Origin of the sequence: Rhodococcus opacus (assembly GCF_012396235.1) — a bacterium.
In the GTDB taxonomy this organism is placed as follows: Bacteria; Actinomycetota; Actinomycetes; order Mycobacteriales; family Mycobacteriaceae; genus Rhodococcus_F; species Rhodococcus_F opacus.
The window spans coordinates 13129-26871 of the sequence record NZ_JAAXPA010000002.1 but is presented as its reverse complement, the minus strand read 5'-3'; the positions used below and the strand labels follow the sequence as shown (position 1 = coordinate 26871).

The 13743-nt window shown below is 69.3% G+C and carries 13 protein-coding genes; 7 read left to right on the top strand and 6 right to left on the bottom strand.

The annotated features are described in order from the left end of the window. Position 1: 1 nt before the first annotated feature. Both HGB39_RS02070 and HGB39_RS02065 read right to left on the bottom strand, forming a co-directional pair. Positions 2-1366: an NAD(P)/FAD-dependent oxidoreductase gene (locus HGB39_RS02070; protein ID WP_005574893.1), complete on the bottom strand. Its 1365-nt coding sequence runs from the start codon at positions 1364-1366 to the stop codon at positions 2-4. Between the two features lie 9 nt (positions 1367-1375). Further along, the gene (locus tag HGB39_RS02065; RefSeq protein WP_005574895.1) at positions 1376-2128 is read right to left on the bottom strand and encodes an SDR family oxidoreductase; all 753 of its coding nucleotides are present in this window, start codon (positions 2126-2128) and stop codon (positions 1376-1378) included. A gap of 88 nt (positions 2129-2216) precedes the next feature. Here HGB39_RS02065 and HGB39_RS02060 point away from each other — a divergent pair, with 88 nt between their 5' ends. The 4 genes from HGB39_RS02060 to HGB39_RS02045 all read left to right on the top strand — a co-directional run bounded on the left by HGB39_RS02060 (position 2217) and on the right by HGB39_RS02045 (position 7738). Then, positions 2217-3650: a dihydrolipoyl dehydrogenase family protein gene (locus tag HGB39_RS02060; protein WP_005574897.1), complete on the top strand. Its 1434-nt coding sequence runs from the start codon at positions 2217-2219 to the stop codon at positions 3648-3650. A 64-nt stretch (positions 3651-3714) separates the two neighbouring features. Next, positions 3715-5244 (top strand): carboxylesterase/lipase family protein, encoded by a 1530-nt coding sequence (locus tag HGB39_RS02055; RefSeq protein WP_005574899.1) that lies wholly within the window; start codon positions 3715-3717, stop codon positions 5242-5244. Beyond that, positions 5241-6710, top strand: a complete 1470-nt coding sequence (locus HGB39_RS02050; protein ID WP_005574900.1) for a carboxylesterase/lipase family protein — start codon at positions 5241-5243, stop codon at positions 6708-6710. Before HGB39_RS02055 ends, HGB39_RS02050 begins: the two co-directional genes overlap by 4 nt. Before the next feature lie 122 nt (positions 6711-6832). Further along, a complete protein-coding gene (locus HGB39_RS02045) occupies positions 6833-7738 on the top strand; it encodes an SDR family NAD(P)-dependent oxidoreductase (RefSeq protein ID WP_005259999.1) in 906 nt (301 codons plus the stop codon). Positions 7739-7744: 6 nt separating this feature from the next. Here HGB39_RS02045 and HGB39_RS02040 read toward each other — a convergent pair whose 3' ends face one another. Then, a complete protein-coding gene (locus HGB39_RS02040; RefSeq protein WP_005260002.1) occupies positions 7745-8122 on the bottom strand; it encodes a VOC family protein in 378 nt (125 codons plus the stop codon). Between the two features lie 144 nt (positions 8123-8266). On the opposite strand from HGB39_RS02040, the gene HGB39_RS02035 reads away from it, so the two are divergent. After that, positions 8267-9364 (top strand): CaiB/BaiF CoA transferase family protein, encoded by a 1098-nt coding sequence (locus HGB39_RS02035; RefSeq protein ID WP_005238498.1) that lies wholly within the window; start codon positions 8267-8269, stop codon positions 9362-9364. 51 nt (positions 9365-9415) lie between these two features. Here HGB39_RS02035 and yczR read toward each other — a convergent pair whose 3' ends face one another. Further along, a complete protein-coding gene (gene yczR, locus HGB39_RS02030) occupies positions 9416-10900 on the bottom strand; it encodes a MocR-like transcription factor YczR (protein WP_054247810.1) in 1485 nt (494 codons plus the stop codon). A gap of 62 nt (positions 10901-10962) precedes the next feature. Here yczR and HGB39_RS02025 point away from each other — a divergent pair, with 62 nt between their 5' ends. Further along, positions 10963-11175, top strand: a complete 213-nt coding sequence (locus tag HGB39_RS02025) for a hypothetical protein (RefSeq protein ID WP_005574905.1) — start codon at positions 10963-10965, stop codon at positions 11173-11175. On the opposite strand, the gene HGB39_RS02020 is transcribed toward HGB39_RS02025, so the two are convergent. Further along, positions 11148-12686 carry an alkaline phosphatase D family protein gene (locus tag HGB39_RS02020; protein ID WP_005574907.1) on the bottom strand — a complete coding sequence of 513 codons (1539 nt, stop codon included), beginning with the start codon at positions 12684-12686 and terminating at the stop codon, positions 11148-11150. The genes HGB39_RS02025 and HGB39_RS02020 overlap by 28 nt on opposite strands. Before the next feature lie 32 nt (positions 12687-12718). Here HGB39_RS02020 and HGB39_RS02015 point away from each other — a divergent pair, with 32 nt between their 5' ends. Beyond that, on the top strand, positions 12719-13312 hold the full coding sequence (locus tag HGB39_RS02015) for a methylated-DNA--[protein]-cysteine S-methyltransferase (RefSeq protein ID WP_247607352.1): 594 nt from the start codon (positions 12719-12721) through the stop codon (positions 13310-13312). Here the strand turns inward: HGB39_RS02015 and HGB39_RS02010 are convergent. Beyond that, positions 13248-13679, bottom strand: a complete 432-nt coding sequence (locus HGB39_RS02010) for a racemase (RefSeq protein WP_240482941.1) — start codon at positions 13677-13679, stop codon at positions 13248-13250. The genes HGB39_RS02015 and HGB39_RS02010 overlap by 65 nt on opposite strands. Positions 13680-13743 lie beyond the last annotated feature (64 nt).

The window sequence follows — 13743 nt, the reverse complement described above, 5'->3', positions numbered from 1 at the left end:
GTCAGGACTCGGACGCGGGTTCGGCGTAGGGCTGACGCGCCGACTGCGGATCGCCGTAGGTGATCGCCCGCTCCCGGCGCGTCCGCGACGCCAGCGTGACGCCCCAGTTGAGCAGGGTGCCGAACCGGTTCCGGTACCCGGCGAGGAACGCGATGTGGATGACACCCCACGACACCCAGCCCATGAACCCGGACATCCGGATCGGGCCGGCCTGGAGCAGCGCGTGCCTGCGGGCGATGTAGGCCGCGCTCCCCAGGTCGCGGTATTTGAAGGGTTTGCGGTCGGGCGTTCCCCCCGCGACCGTGCGGGCGATGCATCCACCGACGTGCCTGCCACCCTGCATCGCGACCTCGGCAACGCCGGGAAGCTCGTTCAGCGACATCAGGTCGCCGATCACCCAGACGTTCGGGTGTCCGGGCACGGTGAGATCGGGTTCGACGGCGATGCGTCCGCCCTGAATCTGCTTCACGCCCAGCGCATTCGCGAGAGCTCCCGCGAACGGCACGGCCTCGACGCCCGCGGTCCAGAGGATCGTGCGAGCCCCGTAGCGCTTCTTGGTGCGGGCCGCGTTCTTGGCCGTCGTCTCGATGCTGGTCTCGCAGACGTCGGTGACGTGGACACCGAGATGCGTTTCGACGCCGACCTTGTCGAGGGTCCTCTGCGCCGCCGCGGACAGTTTCCGGTTGAACGACTGCAGAACACGGTCGCCGCCGTGGAACAGCAGCACCCGGGCCTCGCAGGGGTCGATCGACTGGAACTCGTGGGCGAGAGCGTGCACGGCGAGTTCCCGGATCTGGCCCGCCAGTTCGACTCCGGTGGGTCCGCCGCCTGCGACGGCGAAAGTCAGCCACGGCCTGCGCTCCTCCGCGGTGGGCAGCGATTCGGCCATCTCGAAGGCGGAGATCAGCTTTCGGCGAATGGCGAGCGCGTCGTCGAGGGTCTTCATCCCCGGCGCCCACTGGATGTACTCGTCGTGCCCGTGGTATGCCTGACGCATTCCCGCCGCGACGATCAGGTAGTCGTAGGGAAGGTCGAACGTGGATCCGTCGAAGCGACTGGCGGTCAGGACCCTGCTGACGGCATCGACCGCGTGCGCCTCCCCGAGGGCGACGTGCACGTTGCGGTTGCCGCGCAGCAGGTGCCGCAGCGGGCTGCTGATCTCCCCTTCGGAGAGCAACCCCGTCGCGCATTGGTAGAGCAGCGGCTGGAAGAGGTGGCTGGTTCCCCGGTCCAGCAGGGTGACGTCCACGTCGACGTCGCGGAGCCGCCGGGCGGCGTGGATCCCGCCGAACCCTCCCCCGACGATGACGACACGGGGCCTCGAACGCTGCAGGCCGAGGGACGAGGATTCCTGGGCGGTCGTCATAGGTCAGTCCTACACGAACCGGGATGTCCACGCATGAGGAAGGAACCTCAACGCGAGGTCGATTCCTCGCCATTTGATTCCCGGCAGCGCAGCGCGGTTCGTCTCCTTCTCGATGGCCGCGACCATCGCATCGACGCCGTCGTCGAGGCTGGCCGTCATCTTGGCACTGTCCCCGGCCCTGCCCGACATGTCGGTGGCGATGTACCCGGGGAGCAGCGTGGTCACCACGATCGGACTCTTCGCCAGTTCCGCGGTCAGCGCCTCGCCGAGGGCCGACACTCCCGCCTTGCTCGCCGAGTACGCCGCCTTCGGGCCGGGCAGACCCCGATCGGCACTGATCGAGGACACGAGCACCAGGTGTCCGGAGTTCTGTTCGCGGAAGATCCCGAGCGCCGCCTCGCACTGAGACAGGGCACCGACGAAGTTGGTGCGGGCGGTGGCGAGATTGGCGTCGGCACGGCCCGTTCCGATCCGGGCCCCTTTGCCGAGTCCCGCGTTGACGACGACGCGGTCGAGTCCGCCCAGCTCGTCGCGCAGTTCGCCGAAGACCCGGACCACCGCATCGTGGTCGGTGACGTCGAGTTCGCGGACGGCGACGGTGATCCCGGGATGCGCCGCCTGCAACTCGTCGCGCACGGATTCGAGCCGGTCGACGCGTCGCGCGCACAGCGCGAGGTCCCGTCCCTGGGCGGCGAACCGACGAGCCATCTCCTCGCCGAGTCCCGAGCTGGCCCCGGTGATCAGAATCTTCTGCCGTCTCATTCCGCCACACTATCTACCCGCGGGTAACAACGCGAGAGGCCCGTCGGAACCTCTGACATCCAGCACCGACCGGCTTACCGTTACAGGTATGACTGACTCTGGGAGCGGCGCGGAAGAGTTCGATGTCATCGTGATCGGAGGCGGTCCCGCGGGTGAGAACGCGGCGAGTTACGCCATCGCGGGCAGCGACCGCACCGCGGCGCTGATCGAACACGAACTCGTCGGCGGGGAATGCTCCTACTGGGCGTGCATGCCCAGCAAGGCGCTGCTGCGTCCGGGTGACGTCCTCGGGGCCGCGCGCAACATGCCCGGGGTGTCCGCCGGTCCGCTCGACGTGGACGCCGTGCTGGCGCGACGCGACTCGTTCACCAGCAACCACGACGACTCGTCGCAGGTGATGTGGGCCGACTCGCAGGGAATCGACGTCATCCGCGGATCGGCACGCATCACCGGGGACCGCACGGTGACGGTCGGCGATTCCCGCGAGCTGCGCGCCCGGCACGCCGTCGTGGTCGCCACCGGGACGACCGCCGCGGTCCCCGACACCCCCGGCCTTCGGGCGGCGTTGCCGTGGATCTCGCGGGACGCCACCAACCTGAGAGAAGTTCCGCGCCGGGTCGCCGTGATCGGCGGCGGCGTCGTGGCATGTGAGAGCGCGACGTGGCTGCTGGACCTCGGTGTCGAGGAACTGACGATGGTGGTGCGCGGCCGGGCCCTGCTCCCGAAGAACGAGCCGTTCGCCGGCGAGCGGGTGGCCCGCTCGCTGGAGAAGAAGGGTGCGCAACTCCTGTTCGGCGCGGACCTTCGCGGCGTCGAGCGGCCCGACGCCCGGGACACGGGGATCGGCCGAATCCACGGCGGTCCGGTGACTCTGGACGTGGCGGGACAGGATCCGCTCGTCGTCGACGAGGTCGTCGTCGCGACCGGGCGCACTCCGGCGACGTCGGCGGTCGGCCTCGACGCCCGACTGCTGAACTCCCACGGATACCTCACCACCGACGACCATCTGACGACGGCGGACGAATGGTTGTACGCCGTCGGCGACGCCAACGGCCGCGCGTTGCTCACCCACATGGGCAAGTACCAGGGCCGCGTCTGCGGCGACGTGATCGCCGCCCGCGCCGAGGGCAGGGCGCTGGAGGGGTCCCGATTCCGGGCGACCGCCGACCACGGCCAGGTTCCCCAGGTGGTGTTCGCCGATCCCGAGGTCTCGGCCGTCGGGATCACCGAGCAGGAGGCGCGCGACGCCGGGGTGGACGTCGAGACCGTGGAGGTCGACATCGCCGTCGCCGGCTCGTCACTGGCCCGCGACGATTTCAGCGGTCACGCCAAGCTTGTGGTCGACCGGGCTACCGACACCCTGGTCGGAGCGACGTTCGCGGGCACGGACGTCGGCGAACTCATCCATGCCGCCACCATCGCGCTGGTCGGGAAGGTGCCGCTCGACACGCTGTGGCATGCGGTCCCGTCGTACCCGACCGTGAGCGAGGTGTGGCTGCGGCTGCTGGAGGCGCGGCGCTGAGCCGAACGGAAGACCGTCGGCGGAGGTGAATGCCCCCTCAGGCGGTCTCCGTATAGTTTCCGGCATGGCGTCTGACACTCTCACGACCGACACGCTGGTGAGGACGACCGCAGGGGTGGTCCGTGGCCGGCGCGTCGGCGACCTGGTCGCGTGGCGGGGAATTCCCTACGCGGCTCCCCCGGTCGGGCCGCTGCGGTTGCGCGCACCCCAGCCCGTCACGCCGTGGTCCGGTGAACTCGACGCCACCGAATTCGGCGACGCCGCCGTGCAGCACAAGAAATTCACCGCACTCCGGCCGGGCAAGTATCAGCCGAGTAGCGAGAACTGCCTGACGCTCAACGTGCTGGCCACGCCCGGCACGTCCGGGACGCGTCCGGTGATGGTGTTCATCCACGGCGGCGCGTACACGCTGGGCATGTCGGCCACCGCGCTCTACGGCGGCCAGTCGCTGGTCCGCCGCGGCGACATCGTGTATGTGTCGATCAACTACCGCCTCGGCTCGCTCGGATACCTCGACTTCACCCAATTCTCCACCCCAGAAAGACCTTTCGACTCCAATCTCGGACTCCGCGACCAGGTGGCCGCACTCGAATGGGTGCAACGCAACATCGCCGAATTCGGCGGCGACCCCGACAACGTCACCGTCTTCGGCGAATCCGCGGGCGCCAACGCCGTCACCACACTGATGACCACACCCGCCGCGAAAGGCCTTTTCGCACGGGCGATCTCGGAGAGTTCCGCCCCCGGCCTCGTCACCACCGCCGACCGCGCCGCCCGGTGGGCATCCGACTACGTGACGCTGCTCGGGGCCGAACCCGACACCGCCGCGGAGGCGCTCACCTCGTCACCGGTCGGCGCACTGGGCCGGGCCGGAAATCGTCTCGGCGCGAAGGTGCTGTCGGAGACGCCGGGACTGCACCCGTTCGGCCCCGTGATCGACGGCGACTTCCTGCCGAAGCCGCCGCTCGACGCGTTCGCCGACGGCTCGGCGCACCGGGTTCCGCTGATCATCGGCACCAACGCCCGTGAGGGCACCCTGTTCCCGAAACTCCTGGACGCGCTGCCGACCGACCCCGACCGGATCGGGCGGATGTTCGCCCTCACCGACCCGGGCGCCGAGGCCCGCGTCACCGCCGCGTATCCCGGCTACCCGGCGCCGGACGCGGCCGTCGACCTGGGCGGCGATCTGACGTTCTGGAGGCCGTCGATCGAACTGGCCGAGGCCCACTCCGCGTTCGCCCCCACCTTCAGCTACCGTTTCGACTTCGCTCCGCGCGCCATGAAATGGCTCGGACTGGACGCCACACACGGATTCGAGCTGTTCGCGGTGTTCGACATCGCCGACACCCTGATCGGCCGCGGCCTCACCCTACCGGGCGGTCGTCGCGGACTGAAGGACGTGACGGACACCGTGCAGCGGCACTGGCTGCACTTCGCCTCGCAGGGAACACCGTTGGCGGCATGGCCGAAGTACGACACCGACAGGAGGGCAACACTCGTGTTCGACACCGTCACCACCGTCCAGGACGATCCGCGCCGGGAGCGCAGGCTGGCCTGGGAGGGGTACCGGGGCTACTACGGGCAGGGCCTGTGAACGCTCTCGAGGTCCACACCGATGCCGGCGCCGTCGGAGGGCGCCGGATCGACGACGACCTGACTGCCTGGCGGGGTATCCCCTACGCCGCTCCCCCGGTCGGGCCTCTGCGGTTACGGGCCCCGCAACCGGTCGAGCCGTGGTCGGGGGTCCGGCGGGCCTTCCACTTCGGGTCCCCGGCACCGCAGGGTGGTGAGACCGACGAGGACTGTCTCACCCTGAACGTGCTCGCACCCGGGTCCGCATCCGGATCGCCGCGACCCGTGATGGTCTTCATCCACGGCGGCGCCTACTCCGGCGGGTCCTCGTCCTCGTCGCTCTACAGCGGTGAGTCGCTGGTCCGCCGCGGCGACATCGTGTACGTGTCGATCAACTACCGCCTCGGCTCGCTCGGATACCTCGATTTCACCCAGTTCTCCACCCCCGAACGGCCTTTCGACTCCAACCTCGGACTCCGCGACCAGGTGGCCGCACTCGAATGGGTGCAACGCAACATCGCCGAGTTCGGCGGCGACCCCGACAACGTGACCGTCTTCGGCGAATCCGCGGGCGCCAACGCCGTCACCACACTGATGACCACCCCCGCCGCGAAAGGACTGTTCGCACGGGCCATCGCGGAAAGCCCTCCGGTGGCGTCCGCGTATCACCCCGAGCGGGCCGCGCGGTGGTCGCGCGAATTCCTCGAGATCGCCGGGGTCCCGCTCGCCGACGCCGCGACGTGGCTCGAGACCGCCGACCCGGCCGGCTTCGTCGAGGCGGGGACGACACTGGCGCACCGGGGCGCCGACGAGGAACCGGGAACCCGCGCGTTCGCGCCCGTCGTCGACGGCTTCTTCCTTCCCACGCATCCGCTCGACTGTTTCGCTTCCGGTTCCGGGCACCCGGTGCCGCTGATCATCGGCACGAACCGCCACGAGGGCAGGGTATTTCCCCGGTTCCTGAACATCCTGCCCACCGATCCCACCCGGATCGACAAGATGTTCTCGCACGTGGACGCGTCGGTGAAGGAACGGGCCATCGCCGCCTACCCCGGTTATCCCGGTCGGCGTGCGGCAGCGGACCTCGGCGGCGACGTGACGTTCTGGGAACCGTCCGTCCTGTGCGCACAGGGCCACACGACCATCGCACCGACCTACAGCTACCGGTACGACTTCGCACCCCGGCTACTCCGTGTCCTCGGGCTGGGCGCCACCCACGCCACGGAGATGTACGCGGTGTTCGGATTGACCGGGCCGTGGGCGCGGCTGCTCACCGCGCTCGGGGGCCGCCGCGGGCTGCGGGCCGTCACCGACACCGTCCAGTCGCACTGGCTGCACTTCGCCCGGCACGGGACCCCGGCACCCGGATGGCCCCGGTACTCGCCGGAGCGCCGGGAGACGCTCATCATCGACGACACGAGCCGGGTGGAGAACGATCCGCTCGGCGAGCGTCGACGCGCTTGGCTGGGGTACGAACACCGACGCTAGGCCGAACCCGCGGCGAGCCGCATACGTAACGGCCTCACCCGTGGCCGCGCCGTCGGTTCGTTCCACGGTGCGTCCCTCCCGGTTGCCCTACTCTCGTAGAGACCTGCATTCGGGAGGCGAGAATGACCGAGTCGAACGATCTCGCAGGCCGCACCATGGTGGTCACCGGTGCCACCTCGGGGCTCGGCCTGGAGACCTGCCGCCAACTCGCACGCCGCGGGGCCACCGTCGTCCTGGTCGGCCGGGACCAGGACAGGATCGACGCGGTGATCGCCGAACTGTCCGAGAGCGCCGATCGCGACCGGCTGAATTCGGCGCTCGCCGACCTGTCCTCGCTCGATCGGGCCCGCAAGCTGTCCGAGGAACTGCTGCACCGGTTCCCGCGGATCGACGTGCTGGTGAACAACGCCGGCATCGCCGTGGGGCGTCGTCAGCTGACGGTCGACGGCATCGAAGAGATGTTCGCCGTGAACTACCTCGCGCCGTTCGTGCTGGCGACGTCGCTGGCTCCGGCGATGGCTGCGGCGTCGACTGCCGACGCCGCCGGGTACCGGCATCCGGCACGCATCGTGGACGTCAACTCGTCGGGACATCGGGGCGGGCACCTCGACTTCGACGACCTCGACGGCACGAAGGACACGTTCCACGGCCAGCGTGCGTACAACAACTCGACACTCGCCCTGACCCTGTTCACGCGGGAGTTGGCGCGCCGGTCCGATCCCGCGAGGCTGGTCGTCAATTGCGCCGACCCCGGCTTCGTCCGCGGCACCTCCCTCGGGCGGGGTCTGCTGTTCGGCCACCAGGTGGTGGGGACGCTCCTGACCCCGTTCACGGCCGACGTCGCGAAGGCTGCGGAAACGGTGGTCTGGACCGCCACCGCGACGGAGAGCGGCAAGTTCACCGGCGAATACGTCAAGGGTTGCAAGGTTGTTCACCCGAGCAAGGACGCACGTGACGCCGAACTCGCCGCGCGGTTGTGGGACGCTACCGAGGCACTACTCGCCGGCCGCGGTGCGGCCCGCCCCTGACGCCGGTCAGTTCGGATCCTCGAACAGCGACAGCACGTTGTCGTGCGGATCCCGGAACCACGCGACGCGGATGCCGTCCGGGGCGCGCCAGGCCGCATGCTCGTCCTGATCCATCCCCGGGTACTCGGTGAACTCGATGCCCTTGCTGCGCAGTGATTCGACGACCTTGTTCAGGTCGGCGACCTTCCACCCCAGCACGGTGTACCCGGTGTCGGCCTTCGCCTGCACCAGCGTGACCCGGAGCAGGGAGCCGTTGCAATCGAGGGCCAACGCGAACTCGTCCCGTGAGACGAGAGTCAGCCCCAGGGTCTCCACGTAGAACATCTCCGAGACGTCCAGATCGGTGCTGGCCACGAAACTCACGAGCTCACCCTGAAGACTCATGAATCAACTGTGCCCCGCGGACCCGCAGGCAGGCAAGAGCGCGGGGTCACCCGGGGCGGCTCCGGTGACCCGGGGCACACGGCCGGGCACCCGCAAGTTAACGTCGATTCGACAGGTTGTCTCGCACCGGAATGAGGAACTCGCGTGTCTGCTCCAGTTACAGAGAAGAAGGGCCCCCTCGCGGGCATTCGCGTCGTCGAATTCGCAGGCCTCGGACCGGGCCCGCACGCCGCCGCCCTCCTGGCCGATCTCGGCGCCGACGTGGTGTGCGTCCAGCGTCCCGGAGTGATTCCGCCGGACGGCCCGTACGACCAGATCCAGCGTGGTCGTCGCGTCGTCGAGGCCAACCTGAAGGACCCTGAGCAGGTCGAGAAGGTCCTCGGCCTGATCGAGCGCGCGGACGTCGTGATCGAGGGCTTCCGCCCCGGGGTCACCGAGCGCATGGGCCTGGGCCCCGACGTCTGCCTCGGGCGCAACGAGCGGCTCGTGTACGGACGGATGACGGGCTGGGGCCAGGAGGGTCCGCTGGCCAGCGCCGCCGGGCACGACATCAACTACATCTCACTGACCGGTGTCCTGCACGCCATCGGCCGCAAGGGTGAACGTCCCGTGCCGCCGCTGAACATGGTCGGCGACTTCGGCGGCGGTTCGATGTTCCTGATCTTCGGGATCCTGTCGGCGCTGGTGGAGCGCCAGTCGTCCGGCAAGGGCCAGGTCGTGGATGCGGCGATGGTCGACGGCGCACTCGCCCTGTCGCACATGATGTGGGCGTTCCGCGGCCGCGGCGTCTGGTCCGACGAGCGCGGCGTCAACCTGCTCGACACCGGCGCGCCGTTCTACGACACCTACGAGACGTCCGACGGCAAGTACATGGCCGTCGGCTCGATCGAGCCGCAGTTCTACGCCCTGCTGTTGCAGGGCCTCGAACTCGACCCCGCCGAACTGCCGCAGCAGATGGACATCTCGGCGTGGCCGCAGATGAAGAAGGTCTTCGCCGAGAAGTTCCTGTCGAAGACCCGCGACGAGTGGGCTGCCATCTTCCTCGGCACCGACGCCTGCGTGTCGCCCGTGCTGACGTTCGCGGAGGCGCCGTCCAACGAGCACATCGCCGCCCGCGGGTCGTTGATCGACCTCGACGGCGTCACCCAGCACGCCCCGGCGCCGCGGTTCTCCCGCACCCCTGCCGGCGCACCCACCCCGCCTGCCCGCGAAGGCGTCGACATCGACACCGTCTGGACCTGATCCCCACGTGAGTGGCGAAGCGTGTCCCGGCACGCTTCGCCACTCACGGGCTCAGACGACGAGGGACGGCTCCGCGAGCTCACGGTCGACGGCCAGCGTGTCGTACGCTGCCGCGATGCAGTCGACACCGCGGCGCAGCTCGTCGGACGTCCGCGCGTACGGGAGCCGGACGAACCGCTCGAACGCGCCCTCCACACCGAAGCGCGGTCCCGCCGCCAGCAGCACCCCGAAGTTGGGGGCCGTCGCGGCCAGCGCCGTCGACACCGGCGCGGGCATGCGCAGCCACAGCGACATCCCTCCCGAACCGATGGTCGGGATCCAGTCCGGCAGGCGGTCGGCGAGAGCGTCGAGCATCGCGCTCCGCTGTTCCCGCAGCTCCGCCCGGCGTCGTGCGAGGACGAGTTCGTCGTCGGAGAGCAGATGCGCCGCCGCGAGCTGGTCCATCACCGGCGTGCCCAGATCGACCGCGGCCCGCGCCCCGGCGAGCCGGGTGATCAGGGCCGGATCGGCGCGAATCCAGCCGACGCGCAGCCCGCCCCAGAACGACTTCGCCGCCGACCCGATCGTCACGACCTCCGACTTCGCGGCTCCCCTGCCGTGCGCCGCGACCGGCCCCGGGGACGGCTCGTCCAGCCACAGGTCGACCATCGTCTCGTCCACCACCAGGGTCATGCGGGTGTCGCGCGCGATCCGCGCCAATTCGGCCCGCCCGGACCCGTCGAGGCACAGTCCGGTGGGGTTGTGGAAGTCCGGGATCAGGTACGCCATCCGGGCCGCGGTCTGCCGGGCGGCGCTGCGGATTCCGTCGAGATCCCACGCCCCGGACGCCCCGCCCTCCGGACGGACCGGGACCGGGACCGGACGCGCACCGACCCTGCGGATCGCCTCCAGCGCGTTGGGGTACGTGGGGTGATCGACCAGCACCCGCTCCCCCGGCGCCGTGAGCACGTTGAGGAGCAGCCGCAGTGCATGCTGGGCACCGGAGGTGACCATGATCTGCTCGGGCGAGGTCTCCAGCCCTCGTGCCCGGTAGCGGGCGGCGATCACGTCCCGCAACGCGCCGATCCCGACCGGCTCCATTCCGTGCGTCGGCAGGAACTGCGGAAGCGATTGCAACGCATAGGCGTAGGCCTGCTCGACCGCCTCCGCGGGCGCGGCCATCGCGGCATAGCTGAGATCGACCACCGAACTGTCGGAACCGGGCTGGTGCGCGCGGAACATCAGCCCGTTCTGCCGTGCCCCGAGCGGCAGCGCGACCGTGCTGCGCGACCCCTGACGGCTGATGAGATACCCCTCGTCCCGGAGCACCGAATACGATGACGTGATCGTGGTCCGGCTCAACTCCAGCATCGACGCCAGTTCGCGCTCGCTCGGCAACGCGACCCCCAACGGGATGCGGCCGTCGTGCACGAGCAGGCGGATCCCGTCGGCCAGCGCCCGGTAGGCGGGCCGCGCGGCCGACCGCCGGCTGCTGTCGTCCTGCCAGTTGCCGAGGTCCCTGGCCAGGGAGCGTGCACCGAGTACGCGAGTCATCATGCAGTCCAGTATCAACCTCTTGGCTATTCAACTCAAAGCCAGTTCTGGCGAAGCTCGAATCCATGACGACACTGATCACCCTCGCGTGCATGCTTCTCCTGGCCGCAGCGGTCGCGCACTACGGCCCCAAAGAGGGAGGTACGGGCGCGTTTCGCCTGGAGCAGTTCCGGATCGGCGCCCCTCTCGGCGGAATCTTTACCGACCAGCCGACCAGTCCAGAAGATCCGGACTGGCCTGGTTCAGACGATCAGCGCGCCGGCGGCGGCAGCAGCTGACTGAAGAGCACCGTCCCGGCCGCGTCGAGGAGGTCCACCCGCAACTCCGACGTCTGCCCGTCGATGAACACCTCACCGAAGTGCTGGTATCCCTCGAGCGGCGACGAGTTGGGTGCGGGCGGCGCGTGCACGAACACGGCCTCGGGGCCGAACGTGGCGTCGAGGTCGTTCGGACCGAAGCCGCCCGAGTTGAGTGGACCGGAGACGAACTCCCAGAACTCGTCGAAATCCTTGTACGCGGCGCGGTCGGGAGAGTACCGGTGCGCGGCGGTGTAGTGCACGTCCGCAGTGAGCCATACCGTCCCGGTGATCCGCCCCGCCTTGATCGCCGACAGCACCTGGGCGATCTCGGATTCCCGGCCCGACGGCTGACCGGGCTCCCCGTTCGCGACGCCCTCGAACGCGGTGTCGCCGTCCGGGACCACCACCCCGAGCGGGAGGTCGTTGGCGATGATCTTCCACGTCGCCGTGGACGCACCGAGTTCCCGGATCAGCCAGTCCTTCTGAGCCGCACCGAGAATCTGCCCGGCCGCACCGGTGTTGACCCCGTTCGCGTCCTTGTAGGTGCGCATGTCGAGGACGAACACGTCGAGCAGTGGCCCGTACCCGATCTTGCGGTAGACGCGACCGTCGACCGCGTCGGCCGGCTCCGTCGGCAGCCACTCGTGGTACGCCTGGAATGCCCTCTGCGCCAGCACGTCCACGTTCTTCTCCGTGTACGTGTCGAGATCGAGGACCTCACCGGGGTACCAGTTGTTGACGGTCTCGTGATCGTCCCATTGAACGATCTGCGCCACAGAGGAATTGAACCTGCGGTAGTTGTCGTCGGTGAGGTTGTACGCGTACTGGCCGCGGTACTGGTCCAGCGTCTGCGCGACCGCGCTCTTCGCCTCACTGACCGTGTTCCGCCACACGCGTCCGTCCGGCAGCGTGAAGGACTCCTTCAGCGGACCGTCGGCGTACACGACGTCGCCCGAGTGCAGGAACAGGTGCGGGTCGCGCGCGGCCATCGTGTCGAAGATTCGCATTCCGCCGATGTCCGGATTGATTCCGTATCCCTGACCAGCCGTGTCCCCGGACCATTGCAACCGGATGTCCCCTGCGGCGCTCGGAGCGGTGCGGAAGACACCCGTCACCGCCTCCGAGGTGGCGCCGTCGTCGCCTTCGAGAGTCACCCGGTAGTGCACCTGCTGCCCTGCGGGTAGTCCGGTCAGCCGCAGCCGTCCGGTGCCGTCCGTGTCCGGAGTGAGCAGTCCACCCTCGAACCGCATCGGGTCGGTGAAGGACTCGGTGGCCGAGGTCTCCACGATCATCGTGGCGGGACGGTCGGACCTCGCCCAGACGAGCGCACCGTCGGCTCGCACGTCCCCCGCCGCGACACCGTGCGTCAGGGTGGGTCGTTCACGGACCAGCGCCGGACCCGCACTACCGGAATCGGAGCACGCGGCGGCGGGCACGGCCAGCAACCCGAGTGCGGTGGAGCGGAGCAGGGCACGGCGGGACAGGTACACGGAAACATCTCCTCGGTCGGCGAGCTTCGAGGATGTCCAACCGCGGTCAACGGAAGGTGAACGTCAGATGTGGGAGGCATACTGGATTGGTGACCACAGGAATCGCCCTGTTCGACACGGCCCTCGGCACCTGCGCCATCGCGTGGCGGGCCGCCGGAATCGTGGGTGTGCAATTGCCCGAAGGTTCACCCGAATCCACCCGGCAGCGTCTCGAACACTGTTTCCCGGATGCGGTGGAGCACCAGCCGCCGGCACCGGTCCAGCGGGCCATCGACGGAATACGCGAACATCTGGGCGGCGCACTCGACGATCTGCGGTGGATCGACCTCGACTTCGAGGGAGTCCCCGAATTCGACTGCACCGTATACGACCTCACCCGCGCAATCGACCCGGGCACCACGCTCACCTACGGCGACATCGCGGCGGAACTCGGCAAGCCGGGTGCCGCGCAGGCCGTCGGTCAGGCCCTCGGCCGTAACCGGCTGCCGATCGTGATCCCGTGCCATCGCGTCCTCGCCGCCGGCGGGCAGGTGGGCGGCTTCTCCGCCGGCGGCGGCACCCTCACCAAGCGCGAACTGCTGGCCCTCGAGCACACTCCGGGTTTCGACGACCCGGTGCTGTTCTGATCAGCGCCTGCGGGTCGCCGACGAGTTCGCGCGCCAACGCCGCGGCCGCCGCCATCCTGTCGCCGCCCGGAACCCGGAGGGTCCGGACGGCCCGCTGATCCGCACCGGTCACCCTGGCGCATCCCAGCACGAACGCCTGCCCGCCGGCGAGTATCGCCCGCTCCACCGCGTGGACGAACGCGTCCACCGTCGACCTCGGGTCACCCTCGAACACCCAGACGCCCAGATCCGTCGACACCACCGCCACGCACCTGCCGGTGTCCGGCGTGTCGTGCCCGAATGCCTCCAGGACGGCGGCCGCTGCGTGGAAGCTGTCGTACCACCGGCCGGCCGGCGTCCGGGTACTCGCTTCGACAGTCCTGATCATCGGCTCGAATGTATCGCGGATCGCCGAATGTCGCATCGGTTCAATTCAACTGAACCGATGTCAC

What these genes read in the sequence shown, in the direction of transcription:
- HGB39_RS02040 (WP_005260002.1), bottom strand. Translation starts at nt 8,122, where the DNA reads ATGAGTCTTCAGGGTGAGCTCGTGAGTTTCGTGGCCAGCACCGATCTG.
- yczR (WP_054247810.1), bottom strand. Translation starts at nt 10,900, where the DNA reads ATGATGACTCGCGTACTCGGTGCACGCTCCCTGGCCAGGGACCTCGGC.
- HGB39_RS02025 (WP_005574905.1), top strand. Translation starts at nt 10,963, where the DNA reads ATGACGACACTGATCACCCTCGCGTGCATGCTTCTCCTGGCCGCAGCG.
- HGB39_RS02010 (WP_240482941.1), bottom strand. Translation starts at nt 13,679, where the DNA reads ATGATCAGGACTGTCGAAGCGAGTACCCGGACGCCGGCCGGCCGGTGG.
- HGB39_RS02060 (WP_005574897.1), top strand. Translation starts at nt 2,217, where the DNA reads ATGACTGACTCTGGGAGCGGCGCGGAAGAGTTCGATGTCATCGTGATC.
- HGB39_RS02055 (WP_005574899.1), top strand. Translation starts at nt 3,715, where the DNA reads ATGGCGTCTGACACTCTCACGACCGACACGCTGGTGAGGACGACCGCA.
- HGB39_RS02065 (WP_005574895.1), bottom strand. Translation starts at nt 2,128, where the DNA reads ATGAGACGGCAGAAGATTCTGATCACCGGGGCCAGCTCGGGACTCGGC.
- HGB39_RS02045 (WP_005259999.1), top strand. Translation starts at nt 6,833, where the DNA reads ATGACCGAGTCGAACGATCTCGCAGGCCGCACCATGGTGGTCACCGGT.
- HGB39_RS02070 (WP_005574893.1), bottom strand. Translation starts at nt 1,366, where the DNA reads ATGACGACCGCCCAGGAATCCTCGTCCCTCGGCCTGCAGCGTTCGAGG.
- HGB39_RS02015 (WP_247607352.1), top strand. Translation starts at nt 12,719, where the DNA reads ATGTCCAACCGCGGTCAACGGAAGGTGAACGTCAGATGTGGGAGGCAT.